We start from the raw sequence: 21,690 nt of genomic DNA, 5'->3' as shown, positions 1-21,690 counted from the left end.
GAGAAGTCCGCGGCAGCGGTATGAGGGGCGAGGGTTATGAGATACGGCAAGGTTGCCCCCTCATTCGACCCTTCGGGCCACCTTCTCCCCGGCGGGGAGAAGAAATCCGCCGCACCGTCTCGTCCTATCAACCCGTCTTATCAGAAGGGGTTCCAAGTCGGCTGCTGGGTGAGCTTCAGGTAACCGACATTGATGCCGAGGCGTGCGCCGATGCCGGTGCGGATGGGGGCGAGCGTGACTTCGCTGCTTTTCAGATAGGTCATGCCGACGCCGGCGACGATGAAAGCGGAGCCGCTGACGCCGCCGTAACGGCGATAGAGCGAATCAACCGAGGGCAGATTGTAGACCAGCATCATGGCGCGGGTGCCCTGGCCGCCGTAATCGAGGCCGAGCGACGGTCCCTGCCAGAAGACGGGGTGCTGGCCGGCATTCTTGGTGTAAAGCGTGCCCTCGCCATAGGTGAGGCCGGCAACGAAGGCGCCGGAGCCCTCCTGGCCGAGAATGTAACCGTTCGGAAGACCGTATTGCTGGAAGGCGCGCTCCACCACCTTGGCAAGGCCGCCGGTGGTTTCGCCGAAGAATCCGTGGCCTGCATCCACGACTTCCTGGAAAGAATATTGATCGCTGTTCTGGGCCGCGGCCGGTGCGACCCATATCAGCAGGCTCGCGAGGAGCGCGACGATCTTTCCCAGTCCGAGGCGTGCAATGGTGCGGGTTTTCTTAAGGCGCATCGTCATGTCCGTCCGTCTGTTTCGTTAGCGCATCGGTTCGAAAATCCGAATCGGTTTTTCGAAAGGGCCGACGCGCAGAGTCAAAGTTCTACAGCATGTTTCGCGCATCCTGGCGGATACACGGGGCTCCAGTGTGGCCTGTTAAGGCATTTGGCATTTTGAAACCATCCTATTAACAATCGGTTTACCAAATATGGTGTCATTATGGCTTAACAATTTCCACACCGTCCGCGCCTCCCTTGCGCAGGAGAGAATTTTATGACCAGCAAACTCAATATCACGCTGTCCGGTCCCGATCTGGCGGCTCTTCTGTGCAGCCGTGTGTGCCATGATGTGATTTCTCCTGTCGGCGCCATCAATAACGGCCTCGAACTGCTGGACGAGGGCGGCACGGATGACGATGCGCTCGATCTCATCCGCACGTCAGCCCTTAACGCATCCGTGCGGCTGAAGTTCGCCCGCCTTGCTTTCGGTGCTTCCGGTTCCGCCGGCGCGTCGATCGATACCGGCGAGGCCGAAAAGGCCGCCAAGGATTTTGCAGAGGCCGAAAAGAAGGCGGAAGTCAGCTGGAACGGCCCGCGCGCCATCGTTGCCAAGAACCGCGTCAAGCTGCTGCTCAACCTCTTCCTCGTGGCCTATGGCGCGATACCGCGCGGTGGCAATGTGGATGTGCTGCTTGAAAACCCCGATGGCGACGCCAAGTTCGAAATCACCGTCAAGGGCCGGATGATGCGCGTGCCGGGCAAGTTCGTGGAAATCTACGAGGGCAGGCTGGAAGAGGCGGTCGACGCCCATTCCGTTCAGCCCTATTACACGCTGCTTCTGGCCGAGGAGGCCAATATGACGGTGGAATACAAGGTGCATGACGATCGTATCGTCTTCACGGCAAAGACGATCGCGGCGTGATCGTTTCAATGCGACAGTGATGCCATCAGGGGTCGGGCCGGTTTTGCCAGCGCCCGGCCCTTTTTCGTTTCCAGGGGAGGTCTCATGATTCGTGTCGAAACCGCGCGTCTTTGTCTTCGGCCGCATGCCATCGAGGACGAAGCGCGTTATTGCGCTTTCTGGAGCGCGGCGGTTCAACCCATTCCGGGGGTGAACTCAATAGCGCCGCTCGATCCCGAACTCGCTTTCGCGCGGCTTTTGCGTTTCATCGGCCACTGGTCCGTCTTCGGTTTCGGGCCTTTCGTGGTCGAGGAAGTGTCCACGGGACGAATCGTTGGCGAGGTGGGTCTCGCCCATATGCGCCGCGGACATGGCGCGGATTTCGACACCGCACCGGAGGCCATGTGGAAGATCGACAGGGATCTGACGGGCAAGGGCGTGGCGAGCGAAGCCGTGCAGGCCGCGCTTGGCTGGTTCGACACGCAGGGCATATCGAACCGGATCGTGTGCATGATCGATCCGCTCAACGTACCCTCCCTCGCAATCGCCACCCGCTTTGGCTTCCGCCCATTCCGGGAGACGACCTTCCGGGAAAGCCCCGTGCGGCTTTTCGAGCGGATCAGGACACCCTAACTCCACGATGTCCAAAGCACGGACAAAGGGCTTTGACTCATAGTAGTGGAGGCAACCGCCAAGAGCGGCTGGCACGACTACTTCGATACGGTGAATTCGGGCGGGGAGGGTGTCGGCATGACAGGCCATCTCCAGCAGCTTGCGGCGATCTGATCCGTCACGTGAACCTGGCCGTTGCCGCGACGGCCTCGATCACGATCGAGCACGACGACGAGCGTGTTCAAGGTCTCTCCAGCGATCGGATAAGCCAATCTTTTCTCCGTCCAGACCAACGGAGAGACAAACATGCGCATACTGGCACTAGCTGCAATGCTCCTTTTCGCGCTGACGGCAAGCGTGACCGCCAAAGAGGCCATAGGTTTCAAACAGATTGAGTTGCCGGCTGATCAAGGCGGAAAAACTCTCGCAGTTTCAATGTGGTATCCAACCACGTCTTCCGGGAAAGCGGAGACTGTCGGCGAGAACGCCATATTTTTCGGGCTTGATATTCTCCGGGACGCCTCCCGTGCCCCGGGTTCTCACCCGCTTGTGCTGCTGTCTCATGGTTACGGCGGCAGCTGGCGCAACCTCAACTGGCTTGCGGGTGAACTGGTGCATGATGGTTATGTCGTCGCCGCACCCGATCATGCTGGCGAAGATTTCGAGGCGCAGAAGGGAAACGAGGTGGTGGCACTTTGGGAAAGGCCACGCGCCATCAGTACGGTCCTGACAGCGCTCCTCAAAGATGAGGCGCTTGCCGGGCGCATCGACAGTCGGCGCATCGCAGTCATCGGCCATTCGCTCGGCGGCTGGACCGCGATGGAACTCGCAGGCGCAAGATATAGTGCCGATCTGGCTCTTGAAGGTTGCGATGTGACGCCGCTGCCGCCGCAATGCAAAGCCAACCGGCTCTTAAGCAAGGTGGGAATTATTGGTGGTGGAAAGGCCGATCCGCGCCTCTCAATGAGCAGGTATGATAACCGTATTCGCGCTGTCGTTTCGCTTGATCTGGGCCCGGCTGCGGGCTTTCTGCCTGAGACGTTGCGACAGGTGGACGTTCCGGTTCTGGTGATGGCCGCTGGCGTGGAAACGCCGGAGATTGCGGCGATCAAAGCCGATTCAGACCGTGTCGCCGCTCTTCTGCCAAAGGCGACGACCACCTATCATGTGATACCGGACGCCACCCATTTGAGTTTCATGCAGATATGCAAGGAAGATGGCGAAAAACGCCTGCTGGAAGAATCGCCCGATGAAGCATTCATATGCCGAAGCGGTGGCGGAAGAGACAGGGCGGCACTGCATCAGGAGATCCGTGGTGCAGTCACGACCTTTCTGCGTGACGCTTTAAAATAAAGACGGGCCGCATAAATGCGGCTCTATCGATCACGTCCTTGCATGCCGATCCCTTCGCACATCATGGCGATAGACCAGATCTGATGGCAGCGGGCGCGGCGCGACAGGGTCCAGCACTCCGCCGATTCGCTCCGCAACAGCGGCGGATTGGCGGTTGCCTGCGCCGACATAGCTGACGAGGGTTGGAAGCTTCAGCGTATCGAAGGCCCAGTCCCGCAGCGCCGTTGCGGCTTCCGCCGCATAACCCCTGCCTTCATGACCGTCGTAAAGCAGCCAGCCCAGTTCCTTCTCGGGATAGAGGGGGCCGTGATTGATGCCGACCTGGCCGATGCATTCGCCGCTCTCGGCGAGATCGATCATCAGCGCGCCGTGACCGAAGAACGACCACAATGCCCTGTCCTGACAGAACATGGCCCATGCGGCGGCAAGATCATGCGGTCCGGCGACGCCGGTGGAGCGCGGGGACGCCATGAAATCACGATAGGCCGGGAAATCGTCCAGTCGCGGTGGGCGAAGGTTAAGGCGATTTGTCACGAGGGTGGGGATCGTGTCCGTCATTTTTTGTCCTCTGGCGCCTCCGCCTAAGCGGGACGCCGTTGCCGACCTGCCGCGACCCGCAGTCAACAAAAAACCCGCCGTTTCCAGCGGGTCTTTTAAAACAGCCCTGTTCCAGCAGGAATCAGGCGGTTTCGAGATATTCCGTCGAGCCATCCGGCTCGCGCAGAACATAACCGCGGCCCCAGACGGTTTCGATGTAGTTCGCGCCGCCGGCGGCGTTTGCCAACTTCTTGCGCAGCTTGCAGATGAAGACGTCGATGATCTTCAGTTCCGGCTCGTCCATGCCGCCATAAAGGTGGTTCAGGAACATTTCCTTGGTCAGCGTCGTGCCCTTGCGCAGCGAAAGCAGCTCAAGCATCTGATATTCCTTGCCGGTCAGGTGAACGCGCTGGCCGCCCACTTCAACCGTCTTGGCATCGAGATTGACGATCAGCTCGCCGGTGGAGATGACCGACTGCGCATGGCCCTTGGAACGGCGGACGATTGCGTGAATGCGGGCAACAAGCTCGTCCTTGTGGAACGGCTTCGTCATGTAATCGTCTGCGCCAAAGCCGAGGCCGCGAACCTTGTCCTCGATGCCGGCCATGCCGGACAGGATGAGGATAGGCGTCTTGACCTTGGAAAGCCGAAGCGTTCTCAGCACCTCGTAACCCGACATGTCGGGGAGGTTAAGGTCGAGAAGAATAATGTCGTAGTCGTAAAGCTTGCCAAGGTCCACGCCTTCCTCACCGAGGTCGGTCGTGTAAACGTTAAAGCTTTCCGACTTCAGCATCAGTTCAATGCTCTGCGCTGTCGCGCTGTCGTCTTCAATCAGTAGAACCCGCATAATTATCCCCTTTGCCGCCCGCGAACCGGTAAAACATTGCCTCGCGCGATGCGGATCCAGACGTTGCCTGATTTGCAGGCTGCCACCAAATGGTTAACAAATTCTAATTGCCTTTGGCAAGGTGTATCGAATTTATTAAGCAAACTAGGCATTTCGCTGTTTTTGCACGTGAATCCACCATCGCCAAAATTGAAGCTTAACGTGAGGATTTCCCGCTAAGTGATTCAATCGACTCTTACATCGTCTGGCCCATTTTTTTGGACCTGGCATTTACCGACCCTTAAATGATCGTGTTTATCATTAACGATGCCCGTAAACGAAAGGTTAACGGCGGCGGTTTTTTATTAACGCCGGGTAACTTTCGGGAATCATTCCGGCACAACGGGTTAACCCGGCCGGTTGAAAGGGCGGGTTAAACGGGCCGGTCGAGGGGGCATAGTGCCCTTTTTGATCCGGGTCTCGCTATCCATGGAGTATTGCGTATGAAGTCGCGTGACAGCCTGGTTCGCCTGAAGGAATTTCAGGTCAATGAAAAACGCAGGCAGCTTAACCAGCTGCAGCAGATGATGTCCGAATTCGAGCGGATGGCAAAGGAACTGGTGCATCAGATCTCTCTGGAAGAGAGCAAGTCGGGCATTACCGATCCGACGCATTTCGCCTATCCGACCTTCGCCAAGGCCGCGCGCCAGCGGGCGGATAATCTTCAGGTTTCCATCCGGGAACTGAAGGCCCAGCAGGAGGCCGCCGAGGCATCGCTGGAAGAGGTGCAGGCCGAATATGAAAAGGCCGCCGCACTGGAAAACCGCGACGGAGCCATCCGCGCCCGCGCCTGACAGATGGCGCAGAACTGACGAACCTCGTCCTCATTGACGGCTGCCGGTGGATCAGGAGGCGGCTTTCAATGACGGGACGACATGCTTTTTTTCGAAAGGCCGCTCCATCAGGGCGGCCTTTTGCCTTGCTGCTTCGCCAGCGCGCCACGACGGGGCGGCCGCCCCGATTTCGATTGTCCGGACATGCGGAAAGGCGTATTTTACAGGGGTTCCGACCGTGAGCCGGAGGCTTTTACGCGCACGCACCCGTGCGGGTGCGGGCGGCCATTGCAGGGAGGAAAAAATGGCCCGCCAATATATCGATTGCCGTGAATTTCCCAGTGACAGCAGATGCACCGTTGCCATTTCGGCCGATTCCCAGGAGGAGCTGATGGAGGCGGCCGTGCAGCATGCCGTGGCCGTGCACGGCGCAAAGGATACGCTCGAATTCCGGGAAGAAGTCCGCCGGAGCATGCATGCCGGGACCCCACCGTTGAAGGTGGCGTGACACGCATTTATGAAATGACGCTATACTTGCAACGGCTGTGAGGGATTAAGCGTAAGCCGCTTGTTTCTTCTCCCCGCCGGGGAGAAGTCCGCGGCAGCGGGACGAGGGGGCAAGTTCTCCGCGTATTACTGGCGTTGCCCTCTCATTCGACCCTTCGGGCCACCTTCTCCCCGGTGGGGAGAAGAAATATGCCGCGACGCTTGCGACTTCTGCCCTCAGACAGATGATAAAGCGCCCTTAGCCCTGGATAACATCGGCCCAGTCTGGATGGCGCAGGGTCTGGGCCTTGAAGAAGGGGCAGAGCGGAATGATCTTCCAGCCGCCCTTGCGGGCTTCATCGATGGCGTGGGCGGCAAGTGCCTGGCCGACGCCTTTGCCGCGAAGCGCATCGGGCACGCCGGTATGATCGATGATGATGAGGGAAGGAGAGGTGCGGGAATAGGTCATTTCCGCCGTATGGCCGTCGACGGTTGCGAGATATTCGCCGCGCGATCCGGTTTCGGTTGTCTTGATATCCATTATCTCTGCCTTCCCATTGCTGTTCGTATCTCCACTGTAGCGGCTTGCGCCCGAATTGAAACAGCGGGATAGCGAACGCAGCGGACACAAACCGGCGACAATCTCTCACCGTCAGCAGGCATGGTTCTGAATGAAAAATCCGAAATCAAACCGAAAGCCCCGTCGATAAACTGACGGGGCGTTGTGAAAATCCGGCGTTGGGCGCCTTTGGCGCGCCGGCGCACTTTCTCAGTGGCGGTATTGCTGAATGCGCGTGGTGCGCAGGCCGGCAAGGCCATGATCGGCAATCGAGGACTGCCAGGACAGGAATTCTTCAACGGTGAGCGTATAACGCTCGCAGGCCTCTTCGAGGCTCAACAGTCCACCGCGCACGGCGGCAACAACCTCTGCCTTTCTGCGAATGACCCAGCGCCGGGTATTGGCAGGCGGAAGATCCGCAATCGTCAGAGGGCTGCCATCGGGGCCGATGACATATTTAACTCGTGGGCGTATCATTTCGGTCATTGGACACTCTATACAAACTCAAGACCATATGACGGGAACTTTAGCCCCGTACCTTTAAAAATTGCCTAAGCAGCTCGTGACAATTTATTAAGAATTTGAACGGTTTCGCCTGATTTGTTCGAGTCGCCTTATTTTGTCGGGGAAAAATTTTTCCAAAAATCGCAATTTTTCTCTCTCATCGGTTGTCCAGATCAGATCCACGCAAGCGAAAGGCACGTTTTGCCGTTGCCCTGGGTCAATTCCACCGTTCCCTCATGGTGCAGCCGCAGGCGGTCGCCGGCATCGAGGCGAAGGAAGGCGGTTGCCGACTGCGACGCGCCTGAGTCCGACACATTGCCCGCGATGTCGAAATCGGCCGCCGTGCCGTTGATCAACAGCGTCACCCGGTGGCCGGAAGACGAGACCACGGCAAGCGTCAATATTACCAGATAGAGGCCTTTCGCTGGCACCACCAGGTCGCGCCCACCACCACTCACCGCATCACCGAGCGCAAAGCCGCCCTCAGCGAGGGAGAGCACGGAAAAACCGGCGGCAGAGCCATTGGCCGGCTTCGTTGTGCCCGCCGGCAGGCCAGCGACGGCGAGCGGGCGGCTGGGCATCGAGACGCGACCATCGCCGCTGCAGACTATGGCGGTGTGCCATGAGGTCCCGTCCGTGCTGGCCTTGATCGAAAACCCGTCATTTCCGGCCAGGCCCATTTCCGCGCGGCCGCTCCAGCCGGACTGGAACAGCAATGAGGCTGTATCGGCCCGGCCCGCCTTGTTGATCGTCATGCGGTGGCTGCCGTCATCCTGCGCGTGGGTGAAAAGGCTGGCGGGGGAGGCGAGCGCAAGCCGGTTGACGGCGTCGGCCTCCGTGCCGATTCCCATGCTTTCCAGCCGACCGGTGGCCGGCAGTGGCAGGTCACGCCAGCCGCCGTCGCGCAGGACGCGATATCTGCTTTCGGCCGCAAACCATGCCGTCCAGCCGGGCTGCGGTGTGATCGAGAGCCACGCGCCATCCTGCCGGAAGGCGAACCTGCCGCCCTTGCCGGCCCAATCGCCGGTAGCGTCGGCGGAGAGGAGGAAACAATCTCCCTCGGCGGCGTTTTCGGGCGGTGCGGCAACCACAGCCTTGACGACCAGCTGCACGATCGCGTCGAGCCGTTGCAGCGCCTCGTTGTGGGTGACGTGTTTCTGCGCCTGCGAGGGGAGGATATAGGGAAGCTGAAGTCTCGCCGTCTGTTCGGTCATGATGTGCCTTCCGCGCTGCGGTGTTTCGTTGCGGGGGCATTGTGAGGTGGTGGCGTGGGGCGGGGATGAGCGGGGGTGGATTATTTTTTGGGGGGCGCCTTGGTGTGTGTGGCTTTACCCCTCTCTGCCCTGCCGGGCATCTCCCCCTCAAGGGGGGAGATCAGCAGGAAGCGCTACCGCCACTTCATTCGCAAACGTTGAGATGGGGGAGACCTATCCGCGAGTCGATCTCCCCCCTTGAGGGGGAGATGCCCGGCAGGGCAGAGGGGGGTAAAGCCGCACACACCGAAGCTCACCAATGCCGCCCGTCGCAAGAGCCGCAGCAAACGCCGAGCGCCCGTTACCCCGCGTGTTCCACCGCCATCGCCCCTTCGGCAATGAAATCCGGATTGGCCAGCGCATCCTCGCCATCGCCCTTCACCGCATAGGTTAGCGGAAGGCCCGAGCAGTCCAGCGTCCGGCCGCCGGCGGCGCGCAGCACGGCGTCGCCCGCCGCCGTGTCCCACATCATGGTGCGGCTGAAGCGCGGGTAGATATCGGCGGCACCCTCAGCCAGCATGCAGAATTTCAGCGACGAGCCGACAGAAATACAGTCCTTCAGTCCATGTTCGGCCACGAAGGCTTCCGTTCGTGCGGTGCAGTGCGAGCGGCTGATCAGCGCCACGGGGGAAGCGCCGCGCTGGCGGGCCCGGATGGGGTGGCGCGACAGGATGACGCCTTCGGCCGATATGACGAGTTTTTCGGCGGCGTTGCCCTCGCCGGTCCACGCCTGTCCGCGACAGGGGGCGTAAACCACACCGGCCACCGGAGCGCCGTTGCGGATGAGCGCGATGTTGACGGTGAAATCATCCTTGCCGGAAATGAACTCCTTGGTTCCATCCAGCGGATCGACGAGAAAGAATTCCGCTCCGGTTTCCGGCAGGATGCCACTCGACACGGCCTCTTCGGCAACCACCGGTATATCGGAAAAATGGGCCGCCAGGGCCGCAAGAATGATCGCTTCGGCACGCTGATCGGCTTCCGTCACCGGCGAACAGTCATCCTTGTACGACACATGCGGGCCGGCACGGTGGACCGCCATGATGGCCTGCCCGGCGTCCAGCGCCGCTTTCGTCAATATGTCGATCATCTCTTTGCCAATTAAATCCCGTCTGCGGGATATCGCCGTTCCGATCTTCGCTACTCCTTTGCCCGTTGCCCGTCAAATAATGGCGTTGGACAATGCTAAAATAAGCATTCGACCGTCATTTTTTCAGCACTTCCTGCCAAAATCATGGCTCTTTTGATCGGGAAAGCGGCAGCTGGTGTGGAAATTCCAAATTTTGTGCAGGATCGCCCGTTTTTGACTTCACATTTTTAACGAACACGATATGCATTTTGAGGGTGGGGGTCTGCCTGCAAGGGCGCCCCTATAATTAACATAACGAGGCGTGGCCCATTTGAGGTCGTGCCCGGGGGAAAGACATGGAGTATTTTATCCAGCAGCTCATAAACGGGCTGACTCTTGGATCGATCTACGGCCTCATCGCTATCGGCTATACGATGGTTTACGGCATCATCGGCATGATCAACTTCGCCCATGGCGATATTTTCATGCTCGGCGGCTTCGCCGCGCTGATCGTTTTCCTGATCGTGACATCCTTTGTCGCCGGCATTCCGGTGGCGCTTCTTCTGCTTCTGATGATGGTCGTCGCCATGCTGATGACCGGCCTGTGGAACTGGGTGATCGAACGCGTCGCCTACCGCCCGCTCAGAGGCTCCTTCCGTCTTGCGCCGCTGATCACTGCCATCGGCATGTCGATCGCGCTGTCCAACTTCATCCAGGTCACGCAGGGTCCACGCAACAAGCCGATCCCGTCGCTGGTGACCGAAAGCTATCATTTCGGCGCCATCACCGTGTCGCTGAAGCAGCTGATCATCATGGTCGTCACCTCGGTGCTGCTCTTCGCCTTCTGGTATATCGTCAACAAGACCCCGCTCGGCCGGGCGCAGCGCGCCACCGAACAGGATCGCAAGATGGCGGCGCTGCTCGGCGTTGATGTCGACAAGACCATCTCCATCACCTTCATCATGGGTGCAGCACTCGCCGCGGTCGCCGGCACCATGTATCTGATGTATTATGGTGTTGCCTCTTTCAGCGACGGCTTCATTCCCGGCGTCAAGGCATTTACGGCAGCCGTTCTGGGCGGCATCGGCTCGCTGCCGGGCGCTGTTCTCGGTGGCCTACTGATCGGCCTGATCGAATCGCTGTGGTCGGCCTATTTCTCCATCGCCTACAAGGATGTCGCGGCTTTCGGCATCCTGGCTTTCGTGCTGATCTTCAAGCCGACCGGCATCCTTGGTCGCCCGGAAGTCGAGAAGGTGTGATCCCATGGCCAATATCGCTTCCGAAAACACCTCTTCCGGCCCCAGCCTGATGGCGACAGCCGTGAAGGAGGGCCTGATTGCGGGCGTCATCTCGTTCGGCATGTTCATTCTTTATGTCGGCATCGTCACCTATCAGGACATCAACAACCAGCTGATCTGGGGCACGCGCTGGGGCCTTCTGGCGATCTTCGTCGCCGTTGCCGCCATCGGCCGCTTCCTTATGGTCGGCTTTATCAAGCCGTCGCTGGATCGTCGCAAGCTGGCCAAGGCCAAGAGCGGCGTTCTGGAGATTTCCGAGGAAAAGGGCTTTTTCCACAAGCACTTTCTGAAGCTGGCGCTGGTTCTGCTGCTGCTTTATCCCGTTATCGCGGTGCAGCTCTTCGGTTTCCAGGGCTCGCTGAAATTCGTCGACAATTTCGGCATCCAGATCCTGATCTATGTGATGCTGGCCTGGGGGTTGAACATCGTCGTCGGCCTCGCCGGCCTGCTCGATCTCGGCTACGTCGCCTTTTATGCGGTGGGCGCCTATTCTTATGCGCTGCTCTCCAGCCAGTTCGGCCTGTCGTTTTGGGTGCTGCTGCCCGTTGCCGGCATTCTGGCAGGCTTCTGGGGCATCATCCTCGGCTTTCCGGTGCTGCGCCTGCGCGGCGACTATCTGGCAATCGTCACGCTCGCCTTCGGTGAAATCATCCGTCTCGTGCTGCTTAACTGGACGGATGTGACCAAGGGCACTTTCGGTATTTCCGGCATCGCCAAGGCGTCGATCTTCGGCATCTGGTCGTTCGATGTCGGCGCGCCGAACAATTTCGCCAAGGCGTTCGGCCTGTCGATGTCCTCGGCCTATTACAAGATCTTCCTGTTCTACGTGATCCTGCTGCTGTGCATGCTGACGGCCTATGTCACCATCCGCCTGCGCCGCATGCCCATCGGCCGGGCGTGGGAAGCGCTGCGTGAGGACGAGATCGCCTGCCGTTCGCTCGGCATTGATACGGTCATCACCAAGCTCACCGCTTTTGCCACGGGCGCAATGTTCGGCGGTTTTGCCGGTTCCTTCTTCGCCGCCCGTCAGGGGTTCGTTTCGCCGGAAAGCTTCGTGTTCCTCGAATCCGCCGTCATTCTCGCCATCGTCGTTCTCGGCGGCATGGGCTCGCTGACCGGCATTGCCATTGCGGCGCTCGTCATGGTCGGCGGCACCGAGCTTCTGCGCGAAATGGAGTTCCTGAAGCATGTCTTCGGGCCCGATTTCACGCCGGAACTCTATCGTATGCTGCTGTTCGGGCTTGCCATGGTCATCGTCATGCTGTTCAAGCCGCGCGGTTTCGTCGGCTCGCGTGAACCCACGGCTTTCCTTAAAGAACGCAAGGCCGTCTCCGGCAGCTTTACCAAGGAAGGTCACGGTTGATGGCTTCCGGAACAACTACAATGACACCCAATACCACTGGCGACACGATCCTCAAGGTCGAACATCTCTCGATGCGCTTTGGCGGCCTTATGGCCATCAACGACTTCTCCTTCGAGGCGAAGCGCGGCGAGATCACCGCATTGATCGGCCCGAACGGTGCGGGCAAGACCACGGTCTTCAACTGCATCACCGGCTTCTACAAGCCCACCATGGGCATGATCACCATGCGCCAGCAGGATGGCGAGACGCATCTACTCGAGCGCCTGCCGGATTTCGAAATCACCAAGAAGGCAAAGGTGGCGCGCACCTTCCAGAACATCCGCCTGTTTTCGGGCCTGACCGTTCTGGAAAACCTGCTGGTGGCGCAGCACAATGCGCTGATGAAGGCCTCGGGTTACACGATCCTCGGCCTTCTCGGCCTGCCCGCATACCGGCGGGCGGTGGATGCCTCTATCGAAAAAGCCAAATACTGGCTGGAAAAGGCCGATCTGATCGATCGCGCCGACGATCCGGCGGGCGATCTGCCCTATGGCGCGCAGCGCCGCCTGGAAATCGCCCGCGCCATGTGCACGGGGCCGGAGCTGCTTTGCCTCGATGAGCCGGCCGCCGGTCTCAATCCGAAGGAATCCCTGGCGCTCAACACGCTGCTGCGCGGCATCCGCGACGAGGGTACGTCGCTGCTCCTCATCGAGCACGACATGTCCGTGGTGATGCAGATTTCCGACCACGTGGTGGTTCTGGAATACGGTCAGAAGATTTCCGACGGCACGCCGGACCATGTAAAGAACGACCCGAAGGTCATCGCCGCCTATCTAGGTGTCGAGGATGATGAAGTGGAAGACGTGATTGCGGAAGAACTCGACGGAGGAGCGGCCTGATGTCCGGTGAACCGCTTCTGAAAGTCCAGGGTGTCGAAACCTATTATGGCAATATCCGGGCTCTGGCCGGTGTCGATGTCGAAGTGAAGAGGGGCGAAATCGTCAGCCTGATCGGCGCCAATGGCGCTGGCAAGTCGACGCTGATGATGACCATCTGCGGCAGCCCGCAGGCGCGCGCCGGCCAGGTGATCTTCGATGGCGAGGACATTACCCAGCTGCCGACCCATCTGATCGCCCGCAAGCGCATCGCCCAATCGCCCGAAGGCCGCCGGATTTTCCCGCGCATGACAGTGCTGGAAAACCTGCAGATGGGCGCCAATCTCGATAACCTGAAATATTTCAAGGAAGACGTCGAGAAGATCTTCGTGATGTTTCCGCGCCTGAAGGAGCGTCAGAGCCAGCGCGGCGGCACGCTTTCCGGCGGCGAGCAGCAGATGCTCTCCATCGGCCGCGCGCTGATGGCGCGTCCGAAGCTCCTGCTGCTGGACGAGCCTTCGCTGGGTCTCGCTCCGCTGATCGTCAAGGGCATTTTCGAGGCGATCAAGAAACTCAATCAGGAAGAGGGTCTGACCGTCTTCCTCGTGGAGCAGAACGCCTTCGCCGCGCTCAAGCTTTCCGACCGCGCTTATGTGATGGTCAACGGCAAGGTGACGATGAGCGGTTCGGGCAAGGAACTGCTCGCCGATCCACAGGTACGCGCCGCCTATCTCGAAGGCGGACGGCACTGAAAGATTTTACTTGCGCCGGAAATTTTGCGGCGCAAGACTGCAAACGGCGGTCCGTCGTCCTTTGGTCAAAACCTGAAGGATCCATGTCGGGGCGTAAACAATAAAATGCCCGGCGGCAAACGACGGGACGACAGACAAGGCAGGGCCTGGGTATTCAGCCCGGCACTGATGGGGAAAGAGATGCAGGGCCTTTTTTTCGAGACGGATAACGGCGTGCGGTATGTTCTGCGCGCGTTGGTTGTTCTTCTGGGTTTCTGGACGGCTTGGCGCACCGGCAAATCCGTTGCCGACGGCTGGGGTGGTTATACGCGGGTGGTGATCTACACGCTCGCGCTCGGCGTGGTGATGCGGTTTTTGCATCACGCGCTGTTCGATGGGCCGTTCATCAACGGCTTCTACTACGTGTTTGACGTCGTTCTTCTTCTGGTTTTTTCCAGCATCGGTTTCCGCATGCGCCGGACGAGCCAGATGGTCAATAATTACTATTGGCTCTACGACCGCACGTCGGCATTTTCCTATAAAAAGAAAAATTGACAGCCGGTATTTTCCGGGGTCACTAATACTCGGCAGAGTGGAACGTTTCCTGTTCGGTTAAGGTGGGTACTGAACAGGTCCTCGCAAACAACCCATCCAAAGGAACTGGGAGTAAAGTAATGAAGAAGTCTCTTCTTTCCGCTGTCGCGCTGACCGCCATGGTCGCGTTTGGCGGTTCGGCCTGGGCCGATGTCGTGATCGCCGTCGGCGCACCGCTGACCGGCCCGAACGCTGCTTTCGGCGCTCAGATCCAGAAGGGTGCCGAACAGGCTGCGAAAGACATCAATGCCGCCGGCGGCATTAATGGCGAGCAGATCAAGATCGTGCTGGGCGACGACGTATCCGACCCCAAGCAGGGTATTTCGGTCGCCAATAAATTCGTCGCTGACGGCGTGAAATTCGTTGTCGGTCACTTCAACTCCGGCGTTTCCATTCCGGCGTCCGAAGTTTACGCCGAAAACGGCATTCTCGAAATCACGCCTGCCGCGACCAACCCTGTGTTCACCGAGCGCGGTCTGTGGAACACGTTCCGCACCTGCGGCCGTGACGACCAGCAGGGCGGCATCGCCGGCAAGTATCTTGCCGATCATTTCAAGGACGCCAAGATCGCCATCATTCACGACAAGACGCCTTACGGTCAGGGCCTTGCCGATGAAACCAAGAAGGCAGCCAATGCCGCCGGCGTGAAGGAAGCCATGTACGAAGGCGTGAATGTCGGCGACAAGGACTTCTCGGCGCTGATCTCCAAGATGAAGGAAGCCGGCGTTTCCATCATCTACTGGGGCGGCCTGCACACCGAAGCCGGCCTCATCATCCGCCAGGCGGCTGACCAGGGCCTGAAGGCCAAGCTCGTCTCGGGCGACGGTATCGTATCGAACGAACTGGCTTCCATCGCCGGCGACGCGGTTGAAGGCACGCTCAACACCTTCGGTCCTGATCCGACACTGCGCCCTGAAAACAAGGAACTGGTAGAGAAGTTCAAGGCCGCCGGTTTCAACCCGGAAGCCTATACCCTCTACTCCTATGCAGCCCTGCAGGCGATTGCCGGCGCTGCCAAGGCAGCCGGTTCCGTGGAGCCTGAAAAGGTTGCCGAAGCGCTGAAGAAGGGTAGCTTCCCGACGGCGCTCGGCGAGATCTCCTTCGATGAGAAGGGTGACCCGAAGCTTCCTGGCTATGTCATGTACGAGTGGAAGAAGGGTCCGGACGGCAAGTTCACCTACATCCAGCAGGGCAGCTAAGCCTTTTTTTGCGACCCCCTATCGAAGCCCGGCAGTAATGCCGGGCTTTTCTTTTGCGCGACAGGCGCCACACTGGAGACAATAAGGCGAGAGACAAAACCTCCAGAAAACTGCAATGAGGGGTGGCAATGGCGATGAAACGGGTGGTGTCTCTAATCCTTGGTCTTGCCATGCTGGCGGTGGTGCTCGGTGGCGTTCATCTCTTCAGCAAATCCCGGACGACGCAATTGTTCGGAGTGATCATTCCGAGGGTCGAGACGCCGAAGCCGGTGGTGGCCCTGACGTTTGACGACGGGCCCTCGGTGCGTTTCACGCCTGAGGTCCTGGCGATCCTGAGGGAACGGGGGATCAAAGCGACCTTTTTCCTGACGGGCAAGGAAACTGAAGAATACCTGCCGCAGGCCCGCATGATCGTCAGCGATGGCCATCAGGTTGGAAACCACAGCTATACGCATTCCAACATGGCCTTGATGGGGTCCGCGCGGATCAGGGACGAGATCGAGCGCACCGATGCGGCCATTAGGACTGCGGGTCATAAAGGTGAGATCATGTTCCGCCCGCCCTATGGCAAGAAGCTGCTCGGCTTGCCATGGTATCTATACCGGCATGACCGGAAAACAATCATGTGGGATGTTGAGCCGGAATCCTATCCAGATATCGCCGAGGATGCAGCGGCTCTTGCGAAGCACGTTATCGAGCACACGAAAAACGGCTCGATCATCATCATGCATGTCATGTATCGCAGCCGCGAGGCTTCACGGCAGGCCTTGCCGCTGATCATCGATGGACTGCGTCAGCGCGGGTTCGAGTTTGTGACCGTGTCGCAGCTGCTGGAAAATCGCTGAGACAGCTGCGCTCCGTCCAGCCGCTCCAAAATGAAGTCAGCACGCTCTTCGACGCCTGATTTCGGAAGGACGACGGTTTCATAGTCAAGAGCTTGATAATCCCTGACGAGGCGGTCGTATTCGGCCACGGCCGCGGCAAAATCATGCCGACGCTCCGTGTCTGCCTGATAGATTTCCGGCCAGGGCGGGGTAAGGAAGACCAGCCTGTTATAGCGATGTTCACGTTGCAGCGTTTCGATGAGGGGGTCACCGCTGACCTCGCGTAGAGCCGAGGCGGCGTCGATCAGGCCGCGATCGAAGAAGACGGTGCCGTGCTCTGGCGCATGCTGACGGTCTTCGAGCGCCACAGCGATGGCGCGGCGCGCAAAGGCTTCGAGGTCTATCCATGGCAGGGCGGCGCCACCGTTGCGGGTTTCTTCGATGACGATGCGGCGGCCGGGTTCCTCCACGGTGGCGAAACCGCGCCGGGCGAGCTCGGCGAGAAGCGTGGATTTTCCGCCGCCGGAGCAACCGGAGAGGATGATGAAACGGTTCATGGGTGTGCGTTCCTGTATTGGGGTTCAGGGCAGGGGGTGGTGATTTTTTGGGAGGTGGTTGCCGCCTATTTCTTCTCCCCCGCCGGGGCGAAGGTGGCCCGAAGGGCCGGATGAGGGGGCTAGCTCCCCGAATATCTTTGCCCTCGCCCCCTCATCCCGCTGCCGCGGACTTCTCCCCGGCGGGGAGAAGAAACAAGAGGAGGGCGCTCGGCTAATCAGCGAGGGCTCGTCGCTCGGGCCTAAACATATATTAGCTTACCACATCACGCGCCGCTATTCACCCCTGATGCAGAATATGCGCCGCCTTGACCGCGGCAGAGGCGCGGTTCTCCACGCCGAGCTTCACATAGATCTGTTCGAGATGCTTGTTCACCGTCCGGGCCGACAGGCCGAGAATATCGCCGATATCGCGGTTGGATTTGCCCTTGGCGATCCACAAAAGCACTTCGGATTCCCGCGTGGTCAGCGCGAAATGCTCTTTCAGAAGGTGGTCATCTGACTTCTCGTTGGCGGCGGTCAGGCGAAACAGATGCTCATCCGGACCCATCGCGCCGAGGAAGGAGAGCTGCAAGGCCGGGCGTCCGGCCTGGGTGATCGTCAGCGGTGCATCGCGACCGGTTTCCGACGCTGCCCTTTCGCCAAGCCAGCGGCCGATATGGCTGACGACGATTTCCATGCCGTCATCCCGGCCGGTCGCAGCATTGACGAGCCGCGTTGCCTGCGGCGTAGACCAGTGGATGGCTCCATTGGCGCGCACGGCAAGCAGGTGTCGGCCGGCGGCGTCAAGCGCCACGCGGGCGCTTTGCGCGGAACGGGCATTGGAAAGATGCACGCGTATGCGGGCGCGCAGCTCATCGATATTGATCGGCTTGGTCAGATAATCGACGCCACCGGAGTCCAGCGCCCGCACCACATGTTCGGTCTCGGTCAGTCCCGTCATGAAAATGACGGGCACCTGCGCTACCGCCGCATTGGCCTTCAGGCGGCGGCAGGTTTCGAAACCGTCCATGGTGGGCATGACGGCGTCGAGCAGGATGATATCGGGCGTGATGCGTTCGGCAATGTTGAGCGCGGCCTGTCCCGATGTGGCGATGAGGGCGGAAAAGCCGGACTGTTCGAGCGCGTCGGTCAGGAATCCCAGCGCTTCCGGGCTGTCATCCACCAGCAATACGATGTCTCTCGGGGCCGCCGCCTGAGCGCTCATGCCTTGAGGTCTCCCCTGTCACTGTCTTCGAACCGCTTGAGAAAATGCGCGTAACCGGCCAGATCGAAAGCCTGCACATAGGCGCCGAGCTCCTGCGTGAAGGGTAGGTTTTCCGTGTTACGGGCAAGATCGGCGAGTTTCGCTTCGATGCCGCGTATGTAGCCTATTTCGCCCAGCCGCTGCAAATCCTGGATGTGAATGGCGCCCGGATGGACGATCTCGGCAGGCGGCTGCGGCTCCGGCGCGGGGGGCAGATCGGTATCGTAAATCCATTTCAGCCCGAGATGCACGGCGAGCCTGTCGCAGAGGTGGCGGATATCGACCGGCTTGGCGATGGCGTCGTTGTGATTGTCATCGCCGGCGCCCGCGACAGTGCCGTCGCCGATATTGGCTGAGAGCATGATGAGCGGGGCCGTCTGACCCGCCTCGCGCAGTTTCGTCACCAGCTGCCAGCCGGTCATGCCGGGCATGGAAATATCGATGAGGAAAAGATCGGGCTTCACCCCTTCGATAAGGGTGAGGCATTCGGGGCCGGATTGCGCCGTCAGCACGACGAAATCGAGCGGCGAAAGCACCTGCCGCATCAGCTCGCGATGATCCTCGTTGTCATCGACCACGACGATGGTGCGGCGTGGACCGGAATAGGAGCGGATGGTCTTTTCCGGCGCCGGCGCCGTGCTTGGCCGGTGCACGGCGGATAGCATGAGGCGCACGCGGAAGGTGGAGCCTTTGTCCTTTTCGCTGGAAACGGAAATCTCGCCGCCGAGCGTATTTGTCAGAAGCCTTGTAATCGTCAGACCGAGGCCAAGCCCTGGCATCGGGCGCACGCTTTCGGCCTCGCCACGCTGGAAGGGTTCGTAGATGCGGGCGAGGTCCTTTTCCGCAATGCCACGGCCGGTATCGGACACGGTGAAGCTCGCCACCTGGCTGCGATAACCGACATCGAAGGTGACGGCGCCATGATCGGTGAACTTGATGGCGTTTGAAAGCAGGTTGACGAGGATCTGGCGCAGCCGCTTTTCATCGGTTCGCACATATTGCGGCAGAGCGGGCGAGCGGTCGTGGCGGAATTCCAGCCCCTTGGCCTGCGCCTGCGGGCGGAACATATCGACGATCTGATCGAGGAAATCCTGAATGTTGATCTCGTTGGAATAGACCTGCAGGCGGCCCGCCTCGATCTTGGAAATATCCAGCAGTCCGTCGATCAGGCCCGAGAGGTGGTCTGCCGAGCGGCGGATGACCTTGATCGCCGATTGCCGGGGAGGGGGAATGGTCTCGTCGCGCTCGAGGATCTGGGCATAGCCGAGAACGGCATTCAGCGGCGTGCGCAGCTCGTGGCTGAGGCCGACGACATAACGGCTCTTGGCGCGGTTGGCGGCCTCAGCCGTTTCCTTGGCATCCTGAAGGGCCGCATCTGTCTTCTTGTGGGCGGCGATTTCCTTCAAGAGCAGCGTGTTCTGGCGGGAGGATTCCTCTTCCGCCACCACCCGGCTGTCATGGGCAAGGACGAGGAACCAGCAGACGATGCCGGCAATGACGGCGAAGACGAAAAACACGATGAGGATGGTGCGGTTCACCACATCTGCCGTTTCCGGCGAGGCCGTGCCGACCTGATGCGCGATCATGGCGAGAATGCCGCCGATTGTGGTGACGGCAATCGCCGCCGCCATGCCGTAGCGCCCGAGGCGTGTGGCGAGTTTTGCCACAAGCTGTCTCGGCAGGAAGGTCTTGGCGACGGTGGCGACCTGATAGTTCAGCTTCGCCTTCGGCTTGCACATGTCGTGGCAGCGGCTGTCCAGCGAGCAGCAGAGCGAACAGATCGGCGCGGCATAGGCCGGACACCAGGCCATGTCCTCAGGCTCGAAAGGATGCTCGCAGATGGAGCAGGTGATGCTGCTTTCTTCGCGCCACTGCTGGCGCGGCTTGCGGGCAAGGTAGAATTTGCCTTTGGTGCCCCAGGCAATCAGCGGCGAGGCGATGAAGGCGACGATGAGTGTGAGATAGGGCGCGAGCGAGGCGGCGAGCGGGCCGAAGGTGCCGAAATGCGCCATCAGCGCAATTGTGGCGGAAAGCGCCATGGAGCCGACGCCAACGGGATTGATGTCGTAGAGATGGGCGCGCTTGAACTCAATGCCCGGCGGGGCAAGGCCGAGCGGCTTGTTGATGAAGAGATCGGCCGAGATGGTGCAGAGCCACGCCATGGCGATGATGGAGAAGATGCCGAGTGTTTCCTCAAGCAGCCGGTAGATGCCGAGTTCCATCAAGAGCAGCGCAATGGCCACATTGAACACCAGCCAGACGACGCGGCCGGGGTGGCTGTGGGTGAGGCGGGAGAAGAAATTCGACCAGGCGAGCGACCCCGCATAGGCGTTCATGACGTTGATCTTCAGCTGCGAGACGACCACGAAGGCGACCATCAGCAGCATCGCCGCCGTCTGGTTTGGGATCATGTAGCCGAAGGCAGTGAGATACATTTGCGCAGGATCGGCGGCGCGATCGACCGAAACACCGGAACTGAAGGTGAGCACGACAAGGAACGAGCCGGCCAAGAGCTTCGGTACGCCGACGACCACCCAGCCGGCGCCGGCCAGAAAGACGGCGATGCGGTGGCGCAGGCGGCTCTGGCCTTCGGCGGGGAGGAAGCGCAGGAAATCCACCTGTTCGCCGATTTGCGACATCAAAGCCAGAATGACGGCCGAGGCCGCGCCGAATTCCACGAGATTGAAATCCGCGACGGTGCCCGGCGGGCCGGAGGCGTGGTGGATGCCGGCAAAGGCGCGCCAGAGATCGTATTTCTCCCAGTCCATCAAGGCGATGAAGATGAACGGGAGGATGTTCAGCACGATCCAGAAGGGCTGGGTGATGATCTGGAAACGGCTGATGAGGCGCACACCGTGGGTGACGAGCGGAATGACCATGACGGCGGAGATGATGTAGCCGATCCACAAGGGAATGCCGAGCGCCAGCTCCAGCGCGCCGGACATGATCGACGCCTCGATGGCGAAGAGCATGAAGGTGAAGGCGGCGTAAATCAGCGAGGTGATGGTGGAGCCGATGTAACCGAAGCTTGCGCCGCGTGTCAGCAGATCGATATCGACGCCGTGGCGGATGGCATAACGGCTTATCGGCAGGCCGACGGCCAGCATGGCGACGGCGGCGACAAGGATGGCGTAAAAAGCGTTGGTGGTGCCGTAGGAAAGCGTGATTGCCCCGCCGATGGCTTCCAGCGCCAGAAAGGAAATCGCGCCGATGGCGGTGTGGGAAATGCGGTTGGAGGAAAATTGCCGGGCGCTCTTGGCGGTAAAACGCAACGCATAATCTTCCAGCGTCTGGTTGGCGACCCAGCGGTTATATTCGCGCCTGACGGGGATGATGCGTTGCCGTGCCGCCATGCCTATTGAGCGCCTTTCCGCCCGCG

General features: G+C 60.0%; 23 protein-coding genes. 13 read left to right on the top strand and 10 right to left on the bottom strand.

The genetic code is table 11. From position 1 onward, the window contains the following. Positions 1-140 precede the first annotated feature (140 nt). Positions 141-737 (bottom strand): DUF1134 domain-containing protein, encoded by a 597-nt coding sequence (locus tag QE453_RS20495; RefSeq protein ID WP_004443378.1) that lies wholly within the window; start codon positions 735-737, stop codon positions 141-143. Between the two features lie 252 nt (positions 738-989). Between QE453_RS20495 and chpT the strand changes: the two genes are divergently transcribed. The 4 genes from chpT to QE453_RS20475 all read left to right on the top strand — a co-directional run bounded on the left by chpT (position 990) and on the right by QE453_RS20475 (position 3,581). Next, positions 990-1,637, top strand: coding sequence for a histidine phosphotransferase ChpT (chpT, locus tag QE453_RS20490; protein ID WP_004443377.1), 648 nt, complete (start codon positions 990-992; stop codon positions 1,635-1,637). Between the two features lie 84 nt (positions 1,638-1,721). Further along, entirely contained in the window at positions 1,722-2,249 is a 528-nt protein-coding gene (locus tag QE453_RS20485; RefSeq protein WP_142185072.1) for a GNAT family N-acetyltransferase, read from the top strand. A gap of 45 nt (positions 2,250-2,294) precedes the next feature. After that, the gene (locus QE453_RS25295; RefSeq protein WP_404977898.1) at positions 2,295-2,402 is read left to right on the top strand and encodes a DUF6616 family protein; all 108 of its coding nucleotides are present in this window, start codon (positions 2,295-2,297) and stop codon (positions 2,400-2,402) included. Between the two features lie 132 nt (positions 2,403-2,534). After that, a complete protein-coding gene (locus QE453_RS20475; RefSeq protein ID WP_309777859.1) occupies positions 2,535-3,581 on the top strand; it encodes an alpha/beta fold hydrolase in 1,047 nt (348 codons plus the stop codon). Between the two features lie 30 nt (positions 3,582-3,611). Here QE453_RS20475 and QE453_RS20470 read toward each other — a convergent pair whose 3' ends face one another. Together QE453_RS20470 and ctrA are read right to left on the bottom strand one after the other, a co-directional pair. Next, entirely contained in the window at positions 3,612-4,139 is a 528-nt protein-coding gene (locus tag QE453_RS20470) for a GNAT family N-acetyltransferase (protein WP_077987264.1), read from the bottom strand. 121 nt (positions 4,140-4,260) lie between these two features. Then, positions 4,261-4,965, bottom strand: coding sequence for a response regulator transcription factor CtrA (gene ctrA, locus QE453_RS20465; protein WP_004443365.1), 705 nt, complete (start codon positions 4,963-4,965; stop codon positions 4,261-4,263). A gap of 482 nt (positions 4,966-5,447) precedes the next feature. Between ctrA and QE453_RS20460 the strand changes: the two genes are divergently transcribed. Together QE453_RS20460 and QE453_RS20455 are read left to right on the top strand one after the other, a co-directional pair. Next, positions 5,448-5,798, top strand: coding sequence for a flagellar export protein FliJ (locus tag QE453_RS20460; RefSeq protein WP_003491821.1), 351 nt, complete (start codon positions 5,448-5,450; stop codon positions 5,796-5,798). A 283-nt stretch (positions 5,799-6,081) separates the two neighbouring features. After that, on the top strand, positions 6,082-6,285 hold the full coding sequence (locus QE453_RS20455) for a DUF1059 domain-containing protein (RefSeq protein ID WP_004443364.1): 204 nt from the start codon (positions 6,082-6,084) through the stop codon (positions 6,283-6,285). Positions 6,286-6,522: 237 nt separating this feature from the next. Here the strand turns inward: QE453_RS20455 and QE453_RS20450 are convergent, their stop codons facing one another. The 4 genes from QE453_RS20450 to cysQ all read right to left on the bottom strand — a co-directional run bounded on the left by QE453_RS20450 (position 6,523) and on the right by cysQ (position 9,669). After that, positions 6,523-6,804: a GNAT family N-acetyltransferase gene (locus tag QE453_RS20450; RefSeq protein WP_004443362.1), complete on the bottom strand. Its 282-nt coding sequence runs from the start codon at positions 6,802-6,804 to the stop codon at positions 6,523-6,525. 228 nt (positions 6,805-7,032) lie between these two features. Beyond that, a complete protein-coding gene (locus QE453_RS20445; protein WP_003491799.1) occupies positions 7,033-7,308 on the bottom strand; it encodes a DUF1153 domain-containing protein in 276 nt (91 codons plus the stop codon). Positions 7,309-7,499: 191 nt separating this feature from the next. Further along, on the bottom strand, positions 7,500-8,540 hold the full coding sequence (locus QE453_RS20440; RefSeq protein ID WP_309777858.1) for a DUF2793 domain-containing protein: 1,041 nt from the start codon (positions 8,538-8,540) through the stop codon (positions 7,500-7,502). A gap of 340 nt (positions 8,541-8,880) precedes the next feature. Then, entirely contained in the window at positions 8,881-9,669 is a 789-nt protein-coding gene (gene cysQ, locus QE453_RS20435) for a 3'(2'),5'-bisphosphate nucleotidase CysQ (protein ID WP_137068935.1), read from the bottom strand. Between the two features lie 335 nt (positions 9,670-10,004). On the opposite strand from cysQ, the gene QE453_RS20430 reads away from it, so the two are divergent. The 7 genes from QE453_RS20430 (at position 10,005) to QE453_RS20400 (ending at position 16,532) form a co-directional block, all read left to right on the top strand. Continuing rightward, positions 10,005-10,907, top strand: coding sequence for a branched-chain amino acid ABC transporter permease (locus tag QE453_RS20430; protein ID WP_004443357.1), 903 nt, complete (start codon positions 10,005-10,007; stop codon positions 10,905-10,907). Between the two features lie 49 nt (positions 10,908-10,956). Then, positions 10,957-12,309 carry a high-affinity branched-chain amino acid ABC transporter permease LivM gene (gene livM, locus QE453_RS20425; protein WP_373887383.1) on the top strand — a complete coding sequence of 451 codons (1,353 nt, stop codon included), beginning with the start codon at positions 10,957-10,959 and terminating at the stop codon, positions 12,307-12,309. Next, positions 12,309-13,187, top strand: a complete 879-nt coding sequence (locus QE453_RS20420) for an ABC transporter ATP-binding protein (protein ID WP_034498713.1) — start codon at positions 12,309-12,311, stop codon at positions 13,185-13,187. Before livM ends, QE453_RS20420 begins: the two co-directional genes overlap by 1 nt. Beyond that, positions 13,187-13,915, top strand: coding sequence for an ABC transporter ATP-binding protein (locus QE453_RS20415; protein ID WP_004443349.1), 729 nt, complete (start codon positions 13,187-13,189; stop codon positions 13,913-13,915). The genes QE453_RS20420 and QE453_RS20415 overlap by 1 nt, the downstream gene beginning before the upstream one ends. A 180-nt stretch (positions 13,916-14,095) precedes the next feature. After that, positions 14,096-14,449: a DUF6867 family protein gene (locus QE453_RS20410; protein ID WP_004443347.1), complete on the top strand. Its 354-nt coding sequence runs from the start codon at positions 14,096-14,098 to the stop codon at positions 14,447-14,449. 119 nt (positions 14,450-14,568) lie between these two features. After that, entirely contained in the window at positions 14,569-15,687 is a 1,119-nt protein-coding gene (locus QE453_RS20405) for a branched-chain amino acid ABC transporter substrate-binding protein (RefSeq protein ID WP_004443345.1), read from the top strand. Between the two features lie 128 nt (positions 15,688-15,815). Further along, entirely contained in the window at positions 15,816-16,532 is a 717-nt protein-coding gene (locus QE453_RS20400; RefSeq protein WP_309777857.1) for a polysaccharide deacetylase family protein, read from the top strand. On the opposite strand, the gene QE453_RS20395 is transcribed toward QE453_RS20400, so the two are convergent. The 3 genes from QE453_RS20395 to QE453_RS20385 all read right to left on the bottom strand — a co-directional run bounded on the left by QE453_RS20395 (position 16,481) and on the right by QE453_RS20385 (position 21,664). Continuing rightward, a complete protein-coding gene (locus QE453_RS20395) occupies positions 16,481-17,068 on the bottom strand; it encodes an AAA family ATPase (protein ID WP_309777855.1) in 588 nt (195 codons plus the stop codon). The genes QE453_RS20400 and QE453_RS20395 overlap by 52 nt on opposite strands. A 277-nt stretch (positions 17,069-17,345) precedes the next feature. Continuing rightward, positions 17,346-18,272, bottom strand: coding sequence for a response regulator (locus QE453_RS20390; protein ID WP_004443339.1), 927 nt, complete (start codon positions 18,270-18,272; stop codon positions 17,346-17,348). Then, complete coding sequence (locus QE453_RS20385) at positions 18,269-21,664, bottom strand: ATP-binding protein (RefSeq protein WP_309777853.1); 3,396 nt, start codon at positions 21,662-21,664, stop codon at positions 18,269-18,271. The genes QE453_RS20390 and QE453_RS20385 overlap by 4 nt, the downstream gene beginning before the upstream one ends. Positions 21,665-21,690 lie beyond the last annotated feature (26 nt).

Source organism: Agrobacterium sp. SORGH_AS_0440 (genome assembly GCF_031453135.1).
GTDB lineage: Bacteria > Pseudomonadota > Alphaproteobacteria > Rhizobiales > Rhizobiaceae > Agrobacterium > Agrobacterium pusense.
Note: the sequence above shows the minus strand (reverse complement) of the source record. Positions and strands in the feature narration are given on the sequence as shown.

Excerpts from the sequence above, each read along its gene's own strand:
- QE453_RS20495 (WP_004443378.1), bottom strand. The coding sequence starts at position 737 with ATGACGATGCGCCTTAAGAAAACCCGCACCATTGCACGCCTCGGACTG.
- chpT (WP_004443377.1), top strand. The coding sequence starts at position 990 with ATGACCAGCAAACTCAATATCACGCTGTCCGGTCCCGATCTGGCGGCT.
- QE453_RS20485 (WP_142185072.1), top strand. The coding sequence starts at position 1,722 with ATGATTCGTGTCGAAACCGCGCGTCTTTGTCTTCGGCCGCATGCCATC.
- QE453_RS20475 (WP_309777859.1), top strand. The coding sequence starts at position 2,535 with ATGCGCATACTGGCACTAGCTGCAATGCTCCTTTTCGCGCTGACGGCA.
- QE453_RS20470 (WP_077987264.1), bottom strand. The coding sequence starts at position 4,139 with ATGACGGACACGATCCCCACCCTCGTGACAAATCGCCTTAACCTTCGC.
- ctrA (WP_004443365.1), bottom strand. The coding sequence starts at position 4,965 with ATGCGGGTTCTACTGATTGAAGACGACAGCGCGACAGCGCAGAGCATT.
- QE453_RS20460 (WP_003491821.1), top strand. The coding sequence starts at position 5,448 with ATGAAGTCGCGTGACAGCCTGGTTCGCCTGAAGGAATTTCAGGTCAAT.
- QE453_RS20455 (WP_004443364.1), top strand. The coding sequence starts at position 6,082 with ATGGCCCGCCAATATATCGATTGCCGTGAATTTCCCAGTGACAGCAGA.
- QE453_RS20450 (WP_004443362.1), bottom strand. The coding sequence starts at position 6,804 with ATGGATATCAAGACAACCGAAACCGGATCGCGCGGCGAATATCTCGCA.
- QE453_RS20445 (WP_003491799.1), bottom strand. The coding sequence starts at position 7,308 with ATGACCGAAATGATACGCCCACGAGTTAAATATGTCATCGGCCCCGAT.
- QE453_RS20440 (WP_309777858.1), bottom strand. The coding sequence starts at position 8,540 with ATGACCGAACAGACGGCGAGACTTCAGCTTCCCTATATCCTCCCCTCG.
- cysQ (WP_137068935.1), bottom strand. The coding sequence starts at position 9,669 with ATGATCGACATATTGACGAAAGCGGCGCTGGACGCCGGGCAGGCCATC.
- QE453_RS20430 (WP_004443357.1), top strand. The coding sequence starts at position 10,005 with ATGGAGTATTTTATCCAGCAGCTCATAAACGGGCTGACTCTTGGATCG.
- livM (WP_373887383.1), top strand. The coding sequence starts at position 10,957 with ATGGCGACAGCCGTGAAGGAGGGCCTGATTGCGGGCGTCATCTCGTTC.
- QE453_RS20420 (WP_034498713.1), top strand. The coding sequence starts at position 12,309 with ATGGCTTCCGGAACAACTACAATGACACCCAATACCACTGGCGACACG.
- QE453_RS20415 (WP_004443349.1), top strand. The coding sequence starts at position 13,187 with ATGTCCGGTGAACCGCTTCTGAAAGTCCAGGGTGTCGAAACCTATTAT.
- QE453_RS20410 (WP_004443347.1), top strand. The coding sequence starts at position 14,096 with ATGCAGGGCCTTTTTTTCGAGACGGATAACGGCGTGCGGTATGTTCTG.
- QE453_RS20405 (WP_004443345.1), top strand. The coding sequence starts at position 14,569 with ATGAAGAAGTCTCTTCTTTCCGCTGTCGCGCTGACCGCCATGGTCGCG.
- QE453_RS20400 (WP_309777857.1), top strand. The coding sequence starts at position 15,816 with ATGGCGATGAAACGGGTGGTGTCTCTAATCCTTGGTCTTGCCATGCTG.
- QE453_RS20395 (WP_309777855.1), bottom strand. The coding sequence starts at position 17,068 with ATGAACCGTTTCATCATCCTCTCCGGTTGCTCCGGCGGCGGAAAATCC.
- QE453_RS20390 (WP_004443339.1), bottom strand. The coding sequence starts at position 18,272 with ATGAGCGCTCAGGCGGCGGCCCCGAGAGACATCGTATTGCTGGTGGAT.
- QE453_RS20385 (WP_309777853.1), bottom strand. The coding sequence starts at position 21,664 with ATGGCGGCACGGCAACGCATCATCCCCGTCAGGCGCGAATATAACCGC.